The 18,850-nt window shown below is 69.9% G+C and carries 8 protein-coding genes; all 8 read left to right on the top strand.

Going from position 1 to position 18,850, the window contains the following annotated elements:
* Positions 1–259 precede the first annotated feature (259 nt).
* Positions 260–3,340, top strand: a complete 3,081-nt coding sequence (locus tag HNR76_RS03420) for a TonB-dependent receptor (RefSeq protein ID WP_183982091.1) — start codon at positions 260–262, stop codon at positions 3,338–3,340.
* A gap of 383 nt (positions 3,341–3,723) precedes the next feature.
* Positions 3,724–6,669, top strand: a complete 2,946-nt coding sequence (locus tag HNR76_RS03425) for a TonB-dependent receptor (protein ID WP_162312295.1) — start codon at positions 3,724–3,726, stop codon at positions 6,667–6,669.
* Between the two features lie 139 nt (positions 6,670–6,808).
* Complete coding sequence (locus tag HNR76_RS03430; protein ID WP_162312296.1) at positions 6,809–9,037, top strand: cellulase; 2,229 nt, start codon at positions 6,809–6,811, stop codon at positions 9,035–9,037.
* The gene (locus HNR76_RS03435; RefSeq protein WP_162312297.1) at positions 9,034–10,986 is read left to right on the top strand and encodes a sialate O-acetylesterase; all 1,953 of its coding nucleotides are present in this window, start codon (positions 9,034–9,036) and stop codon (positions 10,984–10,986) included. The genes HNR76_RS03430 and HNR76_RS03435 overlap by 4 nt, the downstream gene beginning before the upstream one ends.
* Positions 10,987–11,075: 89 nt before the next feature.
* The gene (locus HNR76_RS03440; protein WP_162312298.1) at positions 11,076–12,767 is read left to right on the top strand and encodes a GH35 family beta-galactosidase; all 1,692 of its coding nucleotides are present in this window, start codon (positions 11,076–11,078) and stop codon (positions 12,765–12,767) included.
* Between the two features lie 79 nt (positions 12,768–12,846).
* Positions 12,847–15,702: a TIM-barrel domain-containing protein gene (locus HNR76_RS03445; protein ID WP_162312299.1), complete on the top strand. Its 2,856-nt coding sequence runs from the start codon at positions 12,847–12,849 to the stop codon at positions 15,700–15,702.
* 80 nt (positions 15,703–15,782) lie between these two features.
* Complete coding sequence (locus HNR76_RS03450; protein WP_162312300.1) at positions 15,783–18,212, top strand: glycoside hydrolase family 95 protein; 2,430 nt, start codon at positions 15,783–15,785, stop codon at positions 18,210–18,212.
* A gap of 225 nt (positions 18,213–18,437) precedes the next feature.
* A partial coding sequence (locus HNR76_RS03455; protein ID WP_246429001.1) for an MFS transporter occupies positions 18,438–18,850 on the top strand: 413 nt, incomplete at its 3' end.

Here is an 18,850-nt window from a genome sequence, read left to right on the forward strand (position 1 = left end):
AGTTGCTCCACGGCCCGCGCGGGAAACCGCGCGGGCTTTTTCTTTGCCCCAAGATATTCCATCGTGAAATACGAACCCCGGGAATAATTCATTGGTTTGGCATGGGTCGGGATCCTATTCTCGACTCCCATCCGGGGGCTGCAGGCATTTCCTGCATGGTTCCAGGATAACGTTATCTTGAGGCCCCGGGCGTTCCCGGTCAGCCGGCCAAGAACCACAACAGAACAGATTTTCCAGGGTCTCTGGGAGGGGAACTGCGATGTCGAAGTGCCAGGTCCGCGCCACTGGGTGCAGTGCGAAGTCTTATCCGTCTTTCCGTTCCAACCGCTCGGCGCTGGCGTTCGGCGTGGCGCTGGCCCTCTCGGCCGGCCTCGCGCATGCGCAGGACGCCGGTCCGGCCACCGGGTCCGACCCCGCCGTGGAACTGCAGACCATCGAGGTCAAGGGCGTGCGCGGCAGCGTGATGCGCGCCCAGGAGATCAAGCAGGAGGCCAGCCAGATCATCGACTCGGTCACCGCCGACGACATCGGCGCGCTGCCCGACCGCTCGGTCACCGAGACCCTCAAGCGCGTCAGCGGCGTGACGGTCACCGGCTTCCTGGCCCGCGACGATACCGACCACTTCTCGGCCGAAGGCAGCGGCGTGATGATCCGCGGCCTGACCTTCGTGCGCGGCGAGCTCAACGGCCGCGACGTGTTCAGCGCCAACGGCGGCCGTGGCCTGAGCTTCGAGGAAGTGCCGGCCGAACTGATGGCCGGCGTGGACGTCTACAAGAATCCCTCGGCGGAGATCATCGAAGGCGGCCTGGGCGGCACGGTCAACCTGCGCACGCGCATGCCGTTCGACCAGCCCGGCCGCAAGGTCGCCGGCAGCGTCGACTACAACTACGGCGACCATGCCAAGAAGGGCAAGCCGTCGGCCTCGTTCCTGTTCAGCGACCGCTGGCAGACCGGGATCGGCGAGGTCGGCTTCCTGGCCAATGTCTCGTACTCGGAGATGTCCACCCTGTCCGACGGCATCCAGATCGAGCCGCTCCACCGCCGTGGCGCGCTGCCGGAGAACAACGACGAGTGGGCGATGATGCCCGACGGCAGTTGGGTTTCGCCCGACCAGATCAAGGAGGAACTGATCGGCGACAGCGGCCACGATGCGGTGTTCGTGCCGGGCGGCGCCAACTGGCGCCAGACCGCGTTCGACCGCAAGCGCCAGGGCCTGGCCCTGGCCGCGCAGTGGCGCCCGAACGACGATACCGAGCTGTACGCCCAGCTCCTGACCTCCAAGTACCGGATGGCCTGGCGCGAGCATTCGATGGTGTTCGGCGGCTCCAGCGACGGCGACAACGCCGACGGCCGCTCCAACTTCATCATGCCGATGCCCGGCACCCAGTTCGCCTACGACGCCAACGGCCGCTTCCTCAGCGGCAACATGCGCGCCGGCGCCTATCCATGGCATTCGATCTACGACGGTTTCGGCATCCAGTTCAGCACGGCCAACCGCTACAACACCCAGGACAACCAGACCACCGACATCTCGGCCGGCTTCCGCCACTACCTCACCGACAACCTGATCGTGCGCGGCGACCTCCAGTACGTGAAGTCGACCAACGAGAACATGGACTTCACCGTCTATGCCTCGACCCTGCTGGAAGGCGTGAACCTGGACCTGAGCGGGAAGTATCCGCAGGTCACCACCAACAACGCCGAGGCCATGCTCGACCCGAGCACCTATTTCTGGCGTGCGGCGATGGACCACATCGCCGACAACCGCGGCAACGAGCGCGCCGGACGCCTGGACCTGGAATACACCTTCAACGACAGCGACTGGCTGCGCTTCTTCCGCTTCGGCGCGCGGGTGGCCGACCGCAGCTACACCAGCTACTCCACCAGTTGGAACTGGAAGCCGATCAGCGAGTCGTGGCATCCGGTCAACAACCCGGGCCGCAACGACGTCGCCTGGCTGGACCAGTACTACGCCGGCGATACGGAGTTGTACGACATGGGCAACTTCTTCGGCGGCAAGGTCAACGTCCCGACCCGCCTGTGGTTCCCGGCCGACAGCATCGTCGACATCGGCTACGCCAACACCACGCTGGGCCCGCTGTCCAACGAGGTGGACCCCGCGTCAGGCTGGTACCCGCTGTCCTACATCCCGGCCAACATCAACATCCAGGACGAACGCACCCAGGCGGCCTACGGCGTGCTGTACTTCGAGAACCAGGATCGCTTCGGCGTCCCGGTGGACGGCAACCTCGGCGTGCGCGTGGTCAAGACCAGCGTGCGCACCACCGGCGGCGGCCGCATGCCCGACATGTCCGGCTGGGGCGAGCAGGTCACCGATGAGGTCAAGGCCAAGTTCGCCGGCCAGTACTTCAGCACCGACACCTCCAGTTCCTATACCGACGTGCTGCCCAGCCTGAACGTGCGCGTGAAGTTCACCGAGGGGCTGCAGTGGCGCGTCGCGGCGTCCAAGGCGATCGCCCGTCCGGAGTTCCGCCTGATGCAGGCCTGGCTGCCGCTGAGCGTCTCGGTCGCCAGCGCATGCACCAGCGCGATCGAGCTGGGCACGAGGACCGATCCCTGCGGTCTGTCGGACCTGACCAGCTTCGAGGGCAGCGCCGGCAACCCGGCGCTCAAGCCGATGCGCGCCGACCAGTACGACACCGCGCTGGAGTGGTACTTCGGTCCGACCAACATGGTCTACGCGACCGTGTTCTGGAAGGATGTGAAGGACTACTTCGCCACCACCGTCGGCTACGAGACCTGGAACGGCGACCAGTACGCGGTGACCCGCGCCAACAACCTGGACGAAGGCAGGATCCGTGGCTACGAGGTCGGTTACTCGCAGTTCTTCGACTTCCTGCCGGGCTGGCTGAACGGCTTCGGCGTGCAGGCCAACTACACCTACGTGGACAGCTCGGGCGGCAGCAACGCGATCGTCGACCCGTACGACCTGGAGCACCGCGCGGTGTCGGTGGACCTGCCGCTGGAGGGCCTGTCCAAGCGCTCCTACAACGTGGTCGGCATCTACGAGAAGAACAGGCTCTCGTTGCGCCTGGCCTACAACTGGCGCTCGCGCTACCTGCTGACCTCCAGCGACGTGATCACCCAGTTGCCGACCTGGAACGAGGATTTCGGCCAGTTGGACGGCTCGTTCTTCTACAACATCAACAGCAACATCCAGATCGGCCTGCAGGTCAACAACATCACCAACTCGGTGACGAACCTGACCACGGGACCGCGGCTGTACGGTTCGGACGGCTATCTGGACGAGACCGTGTACAACCGCGCCTGGTTCATGAACGACCGTCGCTACTCGGCGGTGCTGCGCGCGAGCTGGTAAGCAGCCCGTACGGGGCAGGCGATCCCACGGCCCGCGCGGGGAAACCGCGCGGGCCGTTCGTCGAGATTTTCCGCAGGGTCCGAACCCACCCCGGCCGGATCGGCTCCTGCGCGCGCACGGCCATTCCACGTTATCGGGATCGCGAGCGAGGGGCATTTCCGGTCGATTTAATCTATTCCGTGACCACATAGGTCAATCGGAATAATTCATTGGTCCGACATGGGTTCGCTGACTATGCTCAGCCAATCGATTCACTGGTGATTAAGAGTTGTATCCTTGAATCGAGCGACAAGCAGGTCTCGAATCCGCACGAGCGGATCGCCTGAAAACCCGCAGGGAGCGGTCGCCCCGCTCCCGCCGCACGTGTCCTGGGAGGGAACGCAATGTCCACGCATCACCACCGCAGCAGCCCGGTGTACCGGGCGTCCGTACGCACCCATGATCGCCGCTTCAAGTACAGCGCCCTGGCGATGGGCGTGGCGATGATGCTGGCCGCCCCCGCGTACGCGCAGGACGCCGGGACCGGCGATGGCGGCGTCTCCGACCTGGACCGGATCGTCGTGCACGGGGTGCGCGGCAGCCTGACCAAGGCCCAGATCATCAAGGAAACCTCCGACCAGATCGTCGACTCGATCGTGGCCGAGGACATCGGCAAGCTGCCGGACAACAACGTCGCCGAGGCGCTGCAGCGCATCACCGGCGTGCAGATCACCCGCAACAAGGGCGAGGGCAGCGGCATCATGGTGCGCGGCCTGACCCAGGTGCGCAGCGAGCTCAACGGCCGCGACATCTTCACCGCCAACGCCGGCCGCGCGCTGAGCTGGGAAGACGTGCCGGCCGAGCTGCTGGGCGGCGTGGACGTCTACAAGAACCCCAACGCCGAGCTGATCGAGGGCGGCCTGGGCGGCCTGGTCAACCTGCGCACGCGCATGCCGTTCGACCAGGACGGGATGAAGCTGTCCGGCAGCTTCACCGTCAACAAGTGGGACCTGCGCGACTCCACCCAGCCCTCGGCCTCGATCCTGTTCAGCAACCGCTGGAACGTGGGCGAGGGCGAGTTCGGCATCCTGGTCAACGTCGCCCACCAGGAAGGCCAGTACCGCGAGGACCGCATCAACTTCGGCTCCTACCTGGTCGACGGCGACGTGCCGGGCTACGAGGGCCAGGACGTCGTCATTCCCAGCGAAGTGGGCATGTACAGCCACTTCGGCGACCGCGAGCGCGACGGCCAGTACATCGCCCTGCAGTGGAAGCCGCGCGACGGCATGGAGCTGTACGCCACCGCGCTGCGCTCGGACTACAAGTTCCGCAACCGCGAGTACAGCGTGCGCGCGGGCAACTTCAACAACAACACCGAGGACCTGGTGAACTGGAGCGGCAACGGCTGGGGCTACGTCTCCCCGTCCATTCCCGGCTACGAGGGTTTCACCGACCCGTTCGGCTTCGATGCCAAGGGCGAGTTCCAGTACGGCACCTTCAACAATGCGCTGGTGACCACCACCGCGCGCATGGACTGGCGCAACTCGGTCACCACCGACATCGCCCTGGGCGGCAAGTGGCAGGTCAACGACAACCTGCACCTGTCCACCGACTTCCAGTACGTGGACGCCACCACCGAGGGCGTGAACTACTGGGTCGACCTGCTCGCCGGCCAGATCGACGAGAGCGACTGGCGCGGCTGGGCCGGCCTGTACGGGGTGCCGCCGGTGCGCCTGGACTTCCGCGGCAAGTATCCGTCGGTGACCGTGCTGGACCAGGCCACCGGCCAGCCGATCCCCGGCTACATGAGCGACATCAACAACTACTCCGGCTGGATGTCGCACCTGGACAAGCGCGACGACAACGACGCCGACCAGTTCTCCTGGCGCGCCGACCTGCGCTGGGACTTCCTGGACAGCAGCTTCCTGCGCGACCTGCGCGTGGGCGTACGCTACACCGACCGCGACGCGATCACCCGCAGCTCCGGCTGGAACTGGCAGAAGATCCCGCCGCCGGGCACGGACGACGCCTGGGGCAGCTTCGCCGCCGTGCCGCTTTCGCAGTACGGGGACGCCTGCTACCGCCTGTTCCCGTTCGGCGACCACTTCCGCGGCAAGAGCGGGCTGCCCACCGGCTACGTGGCCTGCGACGAGATGGTCGCCGACTACGAGAACACGGTGCGCATGTTCGGCCACGACCCGGTGGAGTACCAGTCGGCCACCGACATCCGCCAGTACGAGGAGAACACCTACGCCGCCTACGCGATGCTGCGCTTCGGCTCGGACGGCGCGCGCTTCCCGTGGGACGCCAACGCCGGCGTGCGCCTGGTGCGCACCGAGACCACGGTCGACGGCTATGAGCTCAAGCAGGACGACCCGACCAACTCGGTGACGCCGGTCAGCGTCAAGCACGCCTACACCGACGTGCTGCCGAGCTTCAATTTCCGCATGTTCCTCAGCCCGCAGTTGCAGTGGCGCGTGGCGGCGTCGCGGGCCATGTCGCGGCCCAACTTCGACCTGCTCGATCCGTACGTGTTCCTCAACAACACGTTCTTCGACTTCAACACCGGCGGGATTTCCTACGCCAACCGCGGCAACCCGTACCTGGAGCCGATGTACGCCGACCAGTTCGACACCTCGCTGGAGTGGTACTTCGGCCAGGGTTCGATGCTGTACGGCACCGCGTTCTACAAGAAGGTCAAGGGCTTCTACTACTACGACACGGTCACGGCCAACTACTACGACTCGGCCTTCTCCGTTCCGCTGGAGGGCGGCGCCGACGGCGAGACCCGGGAGTGCGTGGGTGCCGAGTGCGTGCGCCCGTTCGAGCTGCAGACCCGCGCCAATGGCGACAGCGGCAAGATCAAGGGCCTGGAGGTGGGCTACCGCCAGTTCTTCACCTTCCTGCCCGGCCCGCTGGATGGCCTGGGCTTCGAGGCCAACTACACCTACGTGGACAGCAGCGCGCCGGCGCCCAACGCGATGAGCACCGACGGCATCGAGCTGGTCCAGCTTCCGCTGGAGGGCCTGTCGAAGAACAGTTACAACGTGGTGCTGATGTACGAGAAGTCCCGCGTATCGTTCCGCGCCGCCTACAACTGGCGCGACACCTGGCTGGTCACCACGCGTCCGCCGAACGCCGGCCACGTGCCGCAGTACCACGACGAGACCGGGCAGTTGGACGCGTCGCTGCGCTTGGACCTGAGCAAGGTCTGGTCGATCACGCTGGACGGCACCAACCTGCTGAACGAAACGCGGTTCGACTACTACGGCAGCACCAGCCGCCCCAACGGCTGGTACACCAACGATCGCCGCTATGGCCTGACGATCCGCGCCAACCTCGACCTGTAACGTTCCCGCGGGGAAGCATGGAGGCGCACGGCCCCCCGGCCGTGCGTTTCCGTGCGTCTCCCGGCACCGGCCCTCCCGCCTCCCCGGGTGGGCCGGTGCCGGGAGACATCTCCGCCCACAAGCTAAGGGGAAGCGGCGCATGATCCGCATCGCAGTTGCACGGTACGGCCGTATCGCGACCCTGGTTGCATGGGGCGCGTTGCTGGCGCCGTTGGCCGGCCTCCAGGCCGCTCCGGCATCGGGCGCGGCCTACCGCTGGGACAACGTCGCCATCGGCGGCGGCGGTTTCGTCACCGGCATCGAATTCCATCCGGCCGAGCGCGGCCTGGCCTATGCGCGGACCGACGTCGGCGGCGCCTACCGCTGGGACGCGGCGGCGCGGCGCTGGATCGCGCTGACCGACTGGATCGGGCACGAGGACGCCAACCTGGCCGGCATCGAGAGCCTGGCCCTGGATCCGTCCGATCCGCAGCGCGTCTACTTGGCCGCCGGCACCTACACCCACGAGCGCGCGGGCAACGGCGCGATCCTGCGCTCGGCCGACCGCGGCGCGAGCTTCGAGCGCACCGACCTGCCGTTCAAGCTGGGCGGCAACGAACTGGCGCGCGGCAATGGCGAGCGCCTGGCGGTGGACCCCAACGACGGCCGCGTGCTGTTCATGGGGTCGCGCGCACATGGCCTGTGGCGCAGCGAGGACCGTGGCGCGCGCTGGAAGCGCGTCGATGGCTTCCCCGCGCTGGCCACGTCCGAATCGGCCAGCGCCAGCAACTGGCGCAAGCAGGCCATCGGCATCGTGTTCGTCGCCTTCGACCCGGCCAGCGGGCAGGCCGGCGCCCCCACGCCGGGGGTCTATGCCGGCGTGTCCAGCCGCCAGGGCGGGCTGTTCCGTTCGACCGACGCCGGCCGCACCTGGCAGGCGGTGCCGGGCCAGCCCACCGGGCTGCGTCCGAACCACATGGTCCGCGATGCGCGCGGCGATTTCCTGCTCAGCTACGGCGACGAGCCCGGGCCGGACAACATGGGCGACGGTGCGGTGTGGCGGTTCTCGCCGGCCAGCGGGAACTGGACCGACATCACCCCGGCGCCGCAGTCCAGCGACGGCCAGGGTGACGGCTTCGGCTGGGGCGCGGTGGCGGTGGACGCATCCGACCCGGACGTGATCGTGGCCACCACCTTCAACCGCTGGGCGCCGCACGACGACATCTACCGCAGCACCGACGGCGGCCGCACCTGGAAGGCGGTGTTCCCGTCCTCCGACTTCGACCACTCCGCCTCGCCCTGGACCGCGCAGGCCAGGCCTCACTGGATGGCCGACATCGAGATCGACCCGCACGACCCGGACCGGGTGCTGTTCGTCACCGGCTACGGCATATGGGCGTCGCGCGACATGGCCGCGCTGGACCGCGGCGGCCGGGTGCACTGGGGGTTCGAGAACGCCGGCCTGGACGAGACCGTGCCGCTGGACCTGGTCAGCCCGCCGCAGGGTGCGTCGCTGGTCAGCGGCCTGGGCGACATCGACGGCTTCCGCCACGACGACCTGCGCCGCACCACCACCCAGTTCTCCGGCCCGCGCTACAGCAACACCGAGAGCCTGGACTACGCCGGCCAGCGGCCGCAGTGGCTGGTGCGCAGCGGCCACCTGCACGGCGACGACCCGTCGCGGGTGCGCGCGGCCTACTCGCGCGACGGCGGCGCCACCTGGAGCGCCTTCGCCAAGGAGCCGCCGAACGGGCAGGGTGCCGGGCAGATCGCCATCTCCGCCGACGGCGGGCGGGTGATCTGGAAGACCCGCGGCGGCAGCCACTGGCTGACCGATGCCTTCGGCGCGCGCTGGCAGAAGGTGCGCGGCCTGCCGCAGGCCGCGGTGGTGGCCGCCGACCGGGTGGAGCCGGCGCTGTGGTACGGCTTCGATCCGGTCAGTGGGCAGTTGTACGTCAGTGGCGACGGCGGCGTTGCGTTCGAGCCGGCCCAGGGCGGGACGGGCGAGATCGGCGATTGGTTCCGCGGCGAGCTGCTGCCTTCGCCCAACGCCAGCGGCGTGGTCTATTTCGCCGCCTCCTGGCGCGGGATGATGCGCTGGAGCGCGGGCCGGCTCGAACGCCTGGCCGGGATCGAGAACGCGTTCGCCGCCGGCCTGGGCGCGCCCGCGCCGGGGCGCACGACGCCGACGCTGTTCGTGTTCGGCCAGGTCGGAGGGGCCGTGGGCCTGTACCGTTCCGACGACGATGGCCGCCGCTGGAAGCGCATCGACGATCCCATGCACCGCTTCGGCAGCGTGCGTATGCTCACCGGCGACGCGCGCGTCCATGGACGCGTCTACCTGGCCACTTCCGGCCGCGGCGTGATCTACGGAGAACCGGAGCAATGAAGCACCCCGCCCTCGTCCTTATCCTCTTCCTGGCATGGCTGGCCATGCCGGCGGCGGCGCTGGCCGCGCCCACGGCCGCGCTCGAACTGCCGCTGCTGTTCTCCGACGGCGCGGTGCTGCAGCGCGACCGGCCATTGCCGGTGTGGGGCCAGGCCGCGCCGGGCGCCCAGGTGCGCGTGGAGTTCGACGGCAGCCAGGCGCAGGCCACGGCCGGTGACGACGGGCGCTGGTCGCTGCAACTGCCGGCGCACGCCGCCGGCGGACCGTACGCGCTGACGGTGCGCGCCGGGGACGAGGAGCGGCGCATCGACGACGTGCTGGTCGGCGAGGTGTGGCTGGCCTCGGGCCAGTCGAACATGGAATGGCCGGTGGCCCAGAGCCTGCATGCGCAGGAGGACATCGCCGGTGCCGGCGACGCCCGGCTGCGCCACTTCAAGGTGCCCAAGTCCTGGGCGGAGGCGCCGCGCGCGCAGCTCGAAGGCGGGCAGTGGCAGGCGGCCGCGCCGGGGACGGTCGGCGAGTTCTCCGCGATCGGCTACGCCTTCGCCCGCGAATTGAGGCAGGTGCTCGGGGTGCCGGTGGGCATCATCGACAGCACCTGGGGCGGCAGTTCGATCGAAGCGTGGATGGACGCGGCGATGCTCGGCCTGGATGCGGCCACGCTGGAGGAGAAGATGCGCCAGCGCCGCGCCGCCGACGCCAGGGTGGAGGCGCAGGTGCGCGAGCGCGTGGCCGCGTGGCCGGAAGCCGACCCCGCGTCCGAGGCCTTCGCCGCCGCCGAACTGGACGACAGCGGCTGGGCAGCGATCAAGGTGCCCTCGGCCTGGGAGGCGGAGGGCTATGCCGGCATGGACGGCGTGGCCTGGTATCGCACTGCGTTCGAGCTGAGCGCGGCCGAGGCCGCGGCGGGGATCGTGCTGGGCCTGGGCCAGATCGACGACTCGGACACGGCCTGGGTCAACGGCCGGCGCGTGGGCGGGGTGAGCAACGGCTGGAACGTGCCCCGGGTCTACCCGGTGCCGGCCTCGGCCCTGCGCGCCGGCGGCAACGTGCTGGCCGTGCGCGTGCAGGACGATGGCGGCGGCGGCGGCATCGTCGGCTCGGCGCAGCAGGTCTACCTGCAGACGGCCGGCGGCGAGCGCCGCGCGCTGGCCGGCCCGTGGCGCTTCCGCACCGCGCAGGTGCGGGTGTCGCTGGCCGACGACAAGAACCAGGTCGACACCCTGCTGTACAACGCCATGATCCACCCGCTGCTGCCGTACCCGCTGGCCGGCGCCATCTGGTACCAGGGCGAGACCAATGCCAGCGAGCAGGGCGCGCATCGCTACCGCGACCAGTTCAAGACGATGATCCAGGGCTGGCGTGCCGCCTGGCGGCAGCCCGGGATGCCGTTCCTGTGGGTGCAACTGGCGCCGTTCGGCTCCGGCGGCGACCGCGTGCGCGGCGACGGCACGGTGGTCGACAGCCCCTGGGCGACGCTGCGCGAATCGCAGTCGGCCGCGCTCGCGCTGCCGGCCACCGCGCAGGCAGTGATCACCGACGTGGGCGACGTGCACGACATCCATCCGCGCGACAAGCGCACCGTCGGCCACCGCCTGGCGCTGGCGGCGCAACACGTGGCCTACGGCCAGGACGGGTTCGCCTGGCGCGGGCCGGCGTTCCGGGAAGCGGCGGTGGACGGCCGCGTCCTGGTGCTGCATTTCGACGCCCACGACGGCGTGCTGGCCGTGCGCGGCGGCGGCGATGCGCCGCGGGGATTCGAGCTGGCCGGCGCCAACGGGCGCTTCCACCCGGCGCGGGCACGCATCGCCGGCGACACCGTCGTGCTGGAAAGCCCGAAGGTGCGCAAGCCGGCGATGGCGCGCTACGGATGGAGCGATGCCCCGGCGCAGGCGGATCTGGTGGGCGCGGACGGACTGCCGGCCTCGCCGTTCCGCACCCACCCATGACGAGGGCCGGACCGCGCGTCCGGCGCAGCGAACCGGCCCGGGCGACCTTGCGTCCGGGCCACAAGGCAGAGGAGCGAGTCTTGCAAGCGATGCACAACCCCCAGGCGAACCGGCCGCGTGCCTTCGTTCCCTTCGCGCCGCTGCTGGCGCTGCTGCTTGCCGCCTGCGGCGGCCAGGACGCCGGCGAGCGGGCCGCCGCCCAGCCGGCTCCGGCCGGGGCCGCCACGGCCGGCGAGGCCGCCGAGGCGCCGATCCCGGAGGTGGTCAGCGAGAACGGCCGCCATGCCTTGCGGGTGGACGGCGAGCCGTTCCTGATCCTCGGTGCGCAGGTCAACAATTCCAGCAACTGGCCGCAGGCGCTGGACGACGTGTGGCCGGCGATCGACGTGCTCAAGCCCAACACGGTGATGGTGCCGGTGGCCTGGGAACAGGTCGAGGCCGAGGAAGGCAGGTTCGACTTCTCCTTCGTCGACACCCTGCTGGCGCAGGCGCGCGAGAAGGACGTGCGCCTGATCCTGCTGTGGTTCGCCACCTGGAAGAACAACGCGCCGCACTACGCGCCCACGTGGGTGAAGCTGGACAACGCGCGCTTCCCGCGGGTGGTCACCGCCGACGGGCGCACCCTCAATTCCCTCTCGCCGCACGGCGAGGCGACCCTGGAGGCCGACCGCAAGGCCTTCGTGCAGCTGATGCGGCACCTGAAGCGGGCCGACCCGCAGCGCACCGTGATCATGGTCCAGCCGCAGAACGAGCCGGGCACCTACGGCAGCGTGCGCGACTTCTCGCCGCTGGCGCAGAAGCATTTCGAAGCGCCGGTGCCGCAGGCGCTGGTCGAGAAGATGGGCAGGCGGCCGGGCACCTGGCGCGAGGTGTTCGGCGACGACGCCGACGAGTTCTTCCACGCCTGGCACATCGCCCACTACATCGACCAGGTCGCGCAGGCCGGCAAGGCCGAGTACCCGCTGCCGATGCTGGTCAACGCCGCCCTGCGCGGGCCGTTCAATCCCGGCCAGCCGGGCCAGTACGCCAGCGGCGGGCCGACCGACAACGTGCTGGACGTGTACAAGGCCGCCGCCCCGCACATCGACCTGCTGGCGCCGGACATCTACATGCCCGAGTACACCCACTACACCACGGTGCTGGAGCGCTACTCGCGCGCGGACAACCCGCTGTTCGTGGCCGAGACCGGCAACCGCGAGGAGTACGCGCGCTACTTCTTCTCCGCGCTGGGGCAGCAGGCCATCGGCTGGTCGCCGTTCGGCATCGACTACTCCAGGTATTCCAACTGGCCGCTCGGCGCCAAGCTGATGAACCCGGAGACGCTGGAGGACTTCGCCCTGAACTACCGGCTGGTCGGCCCGGCCGCGCGGGTGATCGCCCGCGCCAGCTTCGAGGGCAGGGTGCGTGGCACCGCCGAGCAGCCCGGGCAGGCGGTGCAGACGCTGAGGATCGACGACAAGTGGAACATGGTGGTCACCTACGGCGTGCCGCAGTTCTGGTTCCAGGGCGAGCCGCCGGGCAACCCGGAGCCGGTGGGCCGGGCGCTGGTGGTGCAGCTTGGGCCGGACGAGTTCCTGGTCACCGGCGCGCACGCACGGGTGAACTTGGTCGCCGCCGACCCGGCCGTGGCCGAGCGGCTGACCTACGAGTACGTGGACGAGGGCACCTACGTCGACGGCGAGTGGAGGTTCCGCCGGCGCTGGAACGGCGACCAGACCGACTACGGCCTCAACTTCTCCAGCGCCACCCAGTTGCTGCGGGTGAAGCTGGCGACCTACTGAACGCCCCTGTACGGGAAACGACGGGCGTCCGCGGACGCCGCAACGACAGGCGTCCAGGGACGCCGCTTGGAGAGATGAGATGCGACGACTGATCAATCACCGCGCCTGGCCGGCGTTTGCGCTGGCCATGCTGCTGCCGCTGCCGGCCGCCGCGCAGACCGTGGAGAAGCTGGACGACGGCGTGGTGGTGCGCCCGGCCGACGCCGCTGCCGCCCATGTGCGCCTGCAACTGGTCGGCGACCGCATCGTGCGTGTCAGCGCCGACCCGGACGGCGACTTCCGGCGCAGCCCGAGCCTGATGCGGGTCCCGGCCACGGGCGCGGCGCCGGCGTTCGAGCTGGAGCAGGGCGCCGACGCCGTGCGCCTGAAGGCCGCCGGCATTTCCGCGCGGGTGGCGCTGGCCGACGGCCAGGTGAGCTTCTTCGACGCGGCCGGCGAGCCGCTGCTGGCCGAGGCCGACGGCGCGCGCACCTTCCAGGCGGTGGCGTTCGAAGGCACGCCGTACTATAGCGTGCGCCAGCGCTTCCAGTCGCCGGACGACGAGTCCTTCTACGGCACCGGCCTGCACCAGCAGGGCTGGATGAACCTGAAGGGCCGCGACGTCGAACTGCTCCAGCACAACATCGACAACGCCATCCCGTTCCTGGTGTCCAGCCGCAACTACGGCATCCTCTGGGACAACAACTCCATCACCCGCTACGGCGACCCGCGCGGCTTGCGCCCGCTGCAGGAAAGCCTGGTGGTCTACGACGCCAAGGGCAAGCCGGGCGCGCTGACGGCCACCTATTCCATCGACGGCAAGCGCAAGGCCGCCCGCCGCGAGGCGGAGATCAACTACCAGTACATCAAGGACCTGGCTGCGTTCCCGGAGAAGGCCAAGAACAAGGCCCAGGGCGGGCGCACCCAGGTGGTGTGGGAGGGCGCGATCGAGGCCAGGACCGGCGGCCGCCACACCTTCTCCATGTACAACAGCGAGTACGCCAAGGTGTACGTGGACGGCGAGCGGGTGATCGACCGCTGGCGCCAGAACTGGAACCCGTGGCACCACGAGTTCGCGCTGGACCTGGAGCCGGGCGTGAAGCACGCGGTCCGCGTGGAATGGGACACCATCGATCCGGCCTACATCGCCCTGCTGCACCGCGACCCGCTGCCGGCGGCCGAGGCCCGCGACCTGTCGATCTGGTCCGAGGCCGGGCAGATGATCGACTACTACGTGGTCGCCGGCGCCGATGGCGACGAGGTGATCGCCGGCTACCGCGAGCTGACCGGCAAGGCGGTGCTGCTGCCCAAGTGGTCCTACGGCTTCTGGCAGAGCCGCGAGCGCTACAAGACCCAGGACGAGCTGACCGGCGCGCTGGACGAGTACCGCCGCCGCGGCCTGCCGATCGACGCCATCGTCCTGGACTGGTCGTACTGGCCCGAGGACGCCTGGGGCTCGCACGACTTCGACCCGAAGAACTTCCCGGACCCGGACGGGATGGTCAGGCACGTGCACGACCGGCACGCGCAGATCATGATCTCGGTGTGGCCCAAGTTCTATCCGACCACCGCCAACTACAAGGAGCTGGACGCGGCCGGGTACATGTACCACCGCAACGTGGAGGTCGGCGAGCTGGACTGGATCGGCGCCGGCTACCTGAACTCGTTCTACGACCCGTACGCGAAGCAGGCCCAGGACATCTTCTGGCGCCAGGTCAACGAGAAGCTCAACGTCCGGGGCTTCGACGCCTGGTGGCTGGACGCCTCCGAGCCGGACCTGCACAGCAACATCGACGTCGGCGAGCGCAAGGCGCGCACCACCCCGACCGCGCTGGGCCCGTCGGTGGAATACTTCAACTCCTACCCGCTGGTGCATTCGGAGGGCGTGTACCGCGGCTCGCGCGAGGTCGATCCGGACAAGCGCGTGTTCATCCTCTCGCGTGCGTTCTTCGCGGGCCAGCAGCGTGCCGGCGCCGCGTTCTGGAGCGGCGACATCGTGCCGCGCTGGGACGACCTGCGCGAGCAGATCTCCGGGCTGGTCAACGCCTCGATGGCCGGCGCGCCGAACGTGAGCTTCGACATCGGCGGCTTCTCGCCGGAGAACCGCTACGTCGAGAAGGACCCGGCGCACCTGCCGGAATGGCGTGAGCTGAGCCTGCGCTGGTTCCAGTACGGCGCCTTCGTGCCGGTGTTCCGCCTGCACGGCCAGTTCCCGTACCGCGAGATCTGGGAGATCGCGCCGGAAGGCACGCCGCATTACGACAGCTTCGTCCACTACCTCAAGCTGCGCTACACGCTGCTGCCGTACATCTACACCCTGGCCGGCGACACCTGGCACAAGGACGGCACCCTCCTGCGCACGCTGGAGATGGACTTCCCCGGCGATGCCAAGGTCAAGGACATCCACGACCAGTACCTGTTCGGCCCGGCCTTCCTGGTCGCCCCGGTGACCGAGTTCAAGGCCACCAGCCGCCAGGTCTACCTGCCGGCCGGCACGAGCTGGATCGAGTTCGACAGCGGCAAGCGCCATGCGGGCGGCCAGACCGTCGACGCGGCCGCGCCGCTGCAGCGCATGCCGCTGTTCGTGCGTGCCGGTTCGATCGTGCCGCGCACCGTGGTCCAGCAGTACGTGGACGAGACGCCGGACGCGCCGCTCACCGTGGAGGTCTACACCGGCGCCGACGGCAGCTTCTCGCTGTACGAGGACAACGGCCGCAACTACGGCTACGAGCGCGGCGAGTCCAGCCGCATCCCGCTGGCCTGGAACGAGGCCGCCGGCGAGTTGAGCGTCGGCGCGCGCCAGGGCCAGTACCCGGGCATGCGGCAGCAGCGCGAGATCCGGGTACGCTGGATCGACGGGCCGCGCGGCGACAACGGCGCGCTGGAGCCCGAGGCCGACGCCACGGTCCACTACACCGGGCAGGCGCTGACCGTCCGCCGCCCGCGTGGCGGCTGACCCCGCGCCAGTGCGCACGGCGCGCGTGCCGGCATACGCTTGCACGCGCCGCCGCGCGGAAGCATGCCAAGGAACGCAGGATGAGCCTGACACGACGTGAACTGCTCAAGGGCACGGCCGCGGCACTGGCCGTGGCCGGCAGCGGTACGGCCGGCCGGGTCGCCGGTACGCCGGCGGCCGTTTCCGCCGCCGCGGCGGCATCCCCGGAGGCCGCCACGGCGGCCGGCCAGGTCGCGGGACAGGGCGACGCGGCGCTGAGGCTGTGGTACCCGCGCCCGGCCACGCAGTGGGTCGAGGCGCTGCCGCTGGGCAACGGCCGGCTCGGGGCGATGGTCTGGGGCGGCGGCAGGTCCGAGCGCCTGCAGCTCAACGAGGACACGCTCTACGCCGGCCGGCCCTACGACCCGACTCCGACCGAGGCGCTGGCCGCGCTGCCCGAGGTGCGGCGGCTGCTGTTCGCCGGCCGCTACGCCGAGGCCGAGGCGCTGGCCAACGCGAAGATGATGGGCCGGCCGAACAAGCAGATGCCCTACCAGCCGCTGGGCGACCTCTTGCTCGATTTCAGCGAGATATCCGAGCTCAACGGCTACCGCCGCGAACTGGACCTGGACCGCGCGCTGGCGACCAGCACCTTCGAGGCGCGCGGGATGCAGCACACCCGCGAGGTCTTCGTCTCGGCGGCCGACCAGTGCGTGGCGGTGCGGTTGTCGGGCGACAAGTCCGGCCGGATCGATCTTCGCATCGGCCTGGACAGCGACCACGCCGATGCCGCGGTGGAGGCCGACGGCGGGCACGGGCTGCTGCTGCGCGGGCGCAACGGCGGTGCCTTCGGGATCGAGGGCGGGCTGCGCTTCGCCGCGCGGCTGCGGGTACGGGCGCGCGGCGGGAGCCTGCGCCGGCGGAGCGGACGGATCGAGGTGGCCCAGGCCGACGAGGTCGTGCTGCTGCTGACCGCGGCCACCAGCTTCCGCCGCTATGACGACACCGGCGGCGACCCGGAGGCGATCACCCGGGCGCAACTGGACGCGGCGGCGCGCAAGTCCTGGGACGCACTGCTGGACGCGCATGTGGCCGAGCACCGGCGCCTGTTCCATCGCGTCTCGATCGACCTGGGCGACAGTCCGGCGCAGATCGCCGGCCTGCCGACGGATGCGCGCGTGGCCCGCTTCGCCCAGGGCAGCGATCCGGCGCTGGCCGCGCTGTACCACCAGTTCGGACGCTACCTGCTGATCTGCAGTTCGCGGCCCGGCACCCAGCCGGCCAACCTGCAGGGCATCTGGAACGACCTGCTTTCGCCGCCGTGGGAGAGCAAGTACACGATCAACATCAACACCCAGATGAACTACTGGCCGGCCGAGGCCAATGCGCTGCCGGAGTGCGCGGAGCCGCTGGAGCGGATGGTGGCCGAGCTGGCGCAGGCCGGGGCCGAGACCGCGCGGCGGATGTACGGCGCGCCCGGCTGGGTCGTGCACCACAACACCGACCTGTGGCGGCGCAGTGCGCCGATCGACGGCGCGCAATGGGGCCTGTGGCCGACCGGCGGTGCCTGGCTTCTGCAGCACCTGTGGGACCGCTGGGACTACGATCGCGACCCGGATTACCTGCGCAAGGTCTGGCCGCTGTTCAAGGGTGCGGCGGAGTTCTTCGCCGCCACCCTGGTCGAGGACCCGAACACCGGGGCGATGGTCACCGCGCCGTCGATCTCGCCGGAGAACGAGCACCCGCACGGCGCCGCGCTGTGCGCCGGGCCGTCGATGGACGCGCAGATCCTGCGCGACCTGTTCGGCCAGTGCGTGCAGATCGCCGGCCTGCTGGGCGTGGACGCGGACCTGGCGGCCAGGCTCGAGGCGCTGCGCGCGCGCCTGCCGCCGCACCGGATCGGCAAGGCCGGGCAGTTGCAGGAATGGCAGCAGGACTGGGACATGGACGTCCCGGAGATCCACCACCGCCACGTCTCCCACCTGTACGCGCTGCATCCCTCCAGCCAGATCAACGTGCGCGACACCCCCGAACTGGCCGCGGCGGCGAAGCGCACGCTGGAGATCCGCGGCGACGAGGCCACCGGCTGGGGCATCGGCTGGCGCCTGAACCTGTGGGCGCGGCTGCACGACGGCGAGCACGCGTACAAGGTGCTGGCCATGCTGCTCAGTCCCGAGCGCACCTATCCCAACCTGTTCGACGCCCACCCGCCGTTCCAGATCGACGGCAACTTCGGCGGCACCGCGGGCATCACCGAGATGCTGCTGCAGAGCTGGGGTGGCACGGTATTCCTGCTGCCGGCGCTGCCGGAGGCCTGGCAACGCGGTAAAGTCGCCGGTCTGCGGGTGCGCGGCGCGGCCGGCGTCGACCTGGAATGGGACGGCGGCCGGTTGCGGCAGGCCAGCCTGCGCAGCGATCGTGGCGGCCGCTACCGGGTCGAGTACCGTGATCGCGTCCTGGAGCTGGAACTGGGGGCGGGCGAGGCGGCATGGCTGGACTGGCGGGCAGGGCGGCTGGTGCGGCGGGCCTGACCGGCCGGGATCGCAGGCCGGTGGCGGTGCGGAGGGGACCGTGCCGGCACCGGGGCCGAAGAAGCGCCGCGGGAGCGGCATCGGCACGGACGCGAACGCGGAGCCGCCCGGCGCGCCGGGGGGGGGGAGGCCGGCGTAGGGGCGCCGGTGCGCGACACATACGACGTGCCGGCGGTACCTGCCGGCTTACGCACAACTACAACGGAGGATTGCCCCATGGCGGGTATGGGAACGACGGACACCGGCACCGGGATCACCGGGGCCGGCGCGGAGAACACCCGGTTCATCATTCTGATCAGTTGCGTGGCCACCATTGGTGGCTTTCTGTTCGGGTTTGACAGCGGGGTGATCAACGGCACGGTGGACGGTCTGCAGCAGGCGTTCGGCTCGTCCAAGGCGGCGCTGGGCTTCGAGGTGGCCTCGATGCTGCTGGGCTGCGCGATTGGCGCGTTCTTCGCCGGGCGCCTGGCCGACCGCTGGGGCCGGCGCAGCGTGCTGATCATTTCGGCGGTGCTGTTCCTGATTTCGGCGCTGGGCTCGGGTGCGGCGCACAGCTCGCTGGTGTTCATCGCCGCGCGGGTGCTGGGCGGCTTTGCGGTGGGCGCGGCCAGCGTGATGTCGCCGGCCTACATCGCCGA

Origin of the sequence: Pseudoxanthomonas broegbernensis (assembly GCF_014202435.1) — a bacterium.
GTDB classification, from domain to species: Bacteria; Pseudomonadota; Gammaproteobacteria; order Xanthomonadales; family Xanthomonadaceae; genus Pseudoxanthomonas; species Pseudoxanthomonas broegbernensis.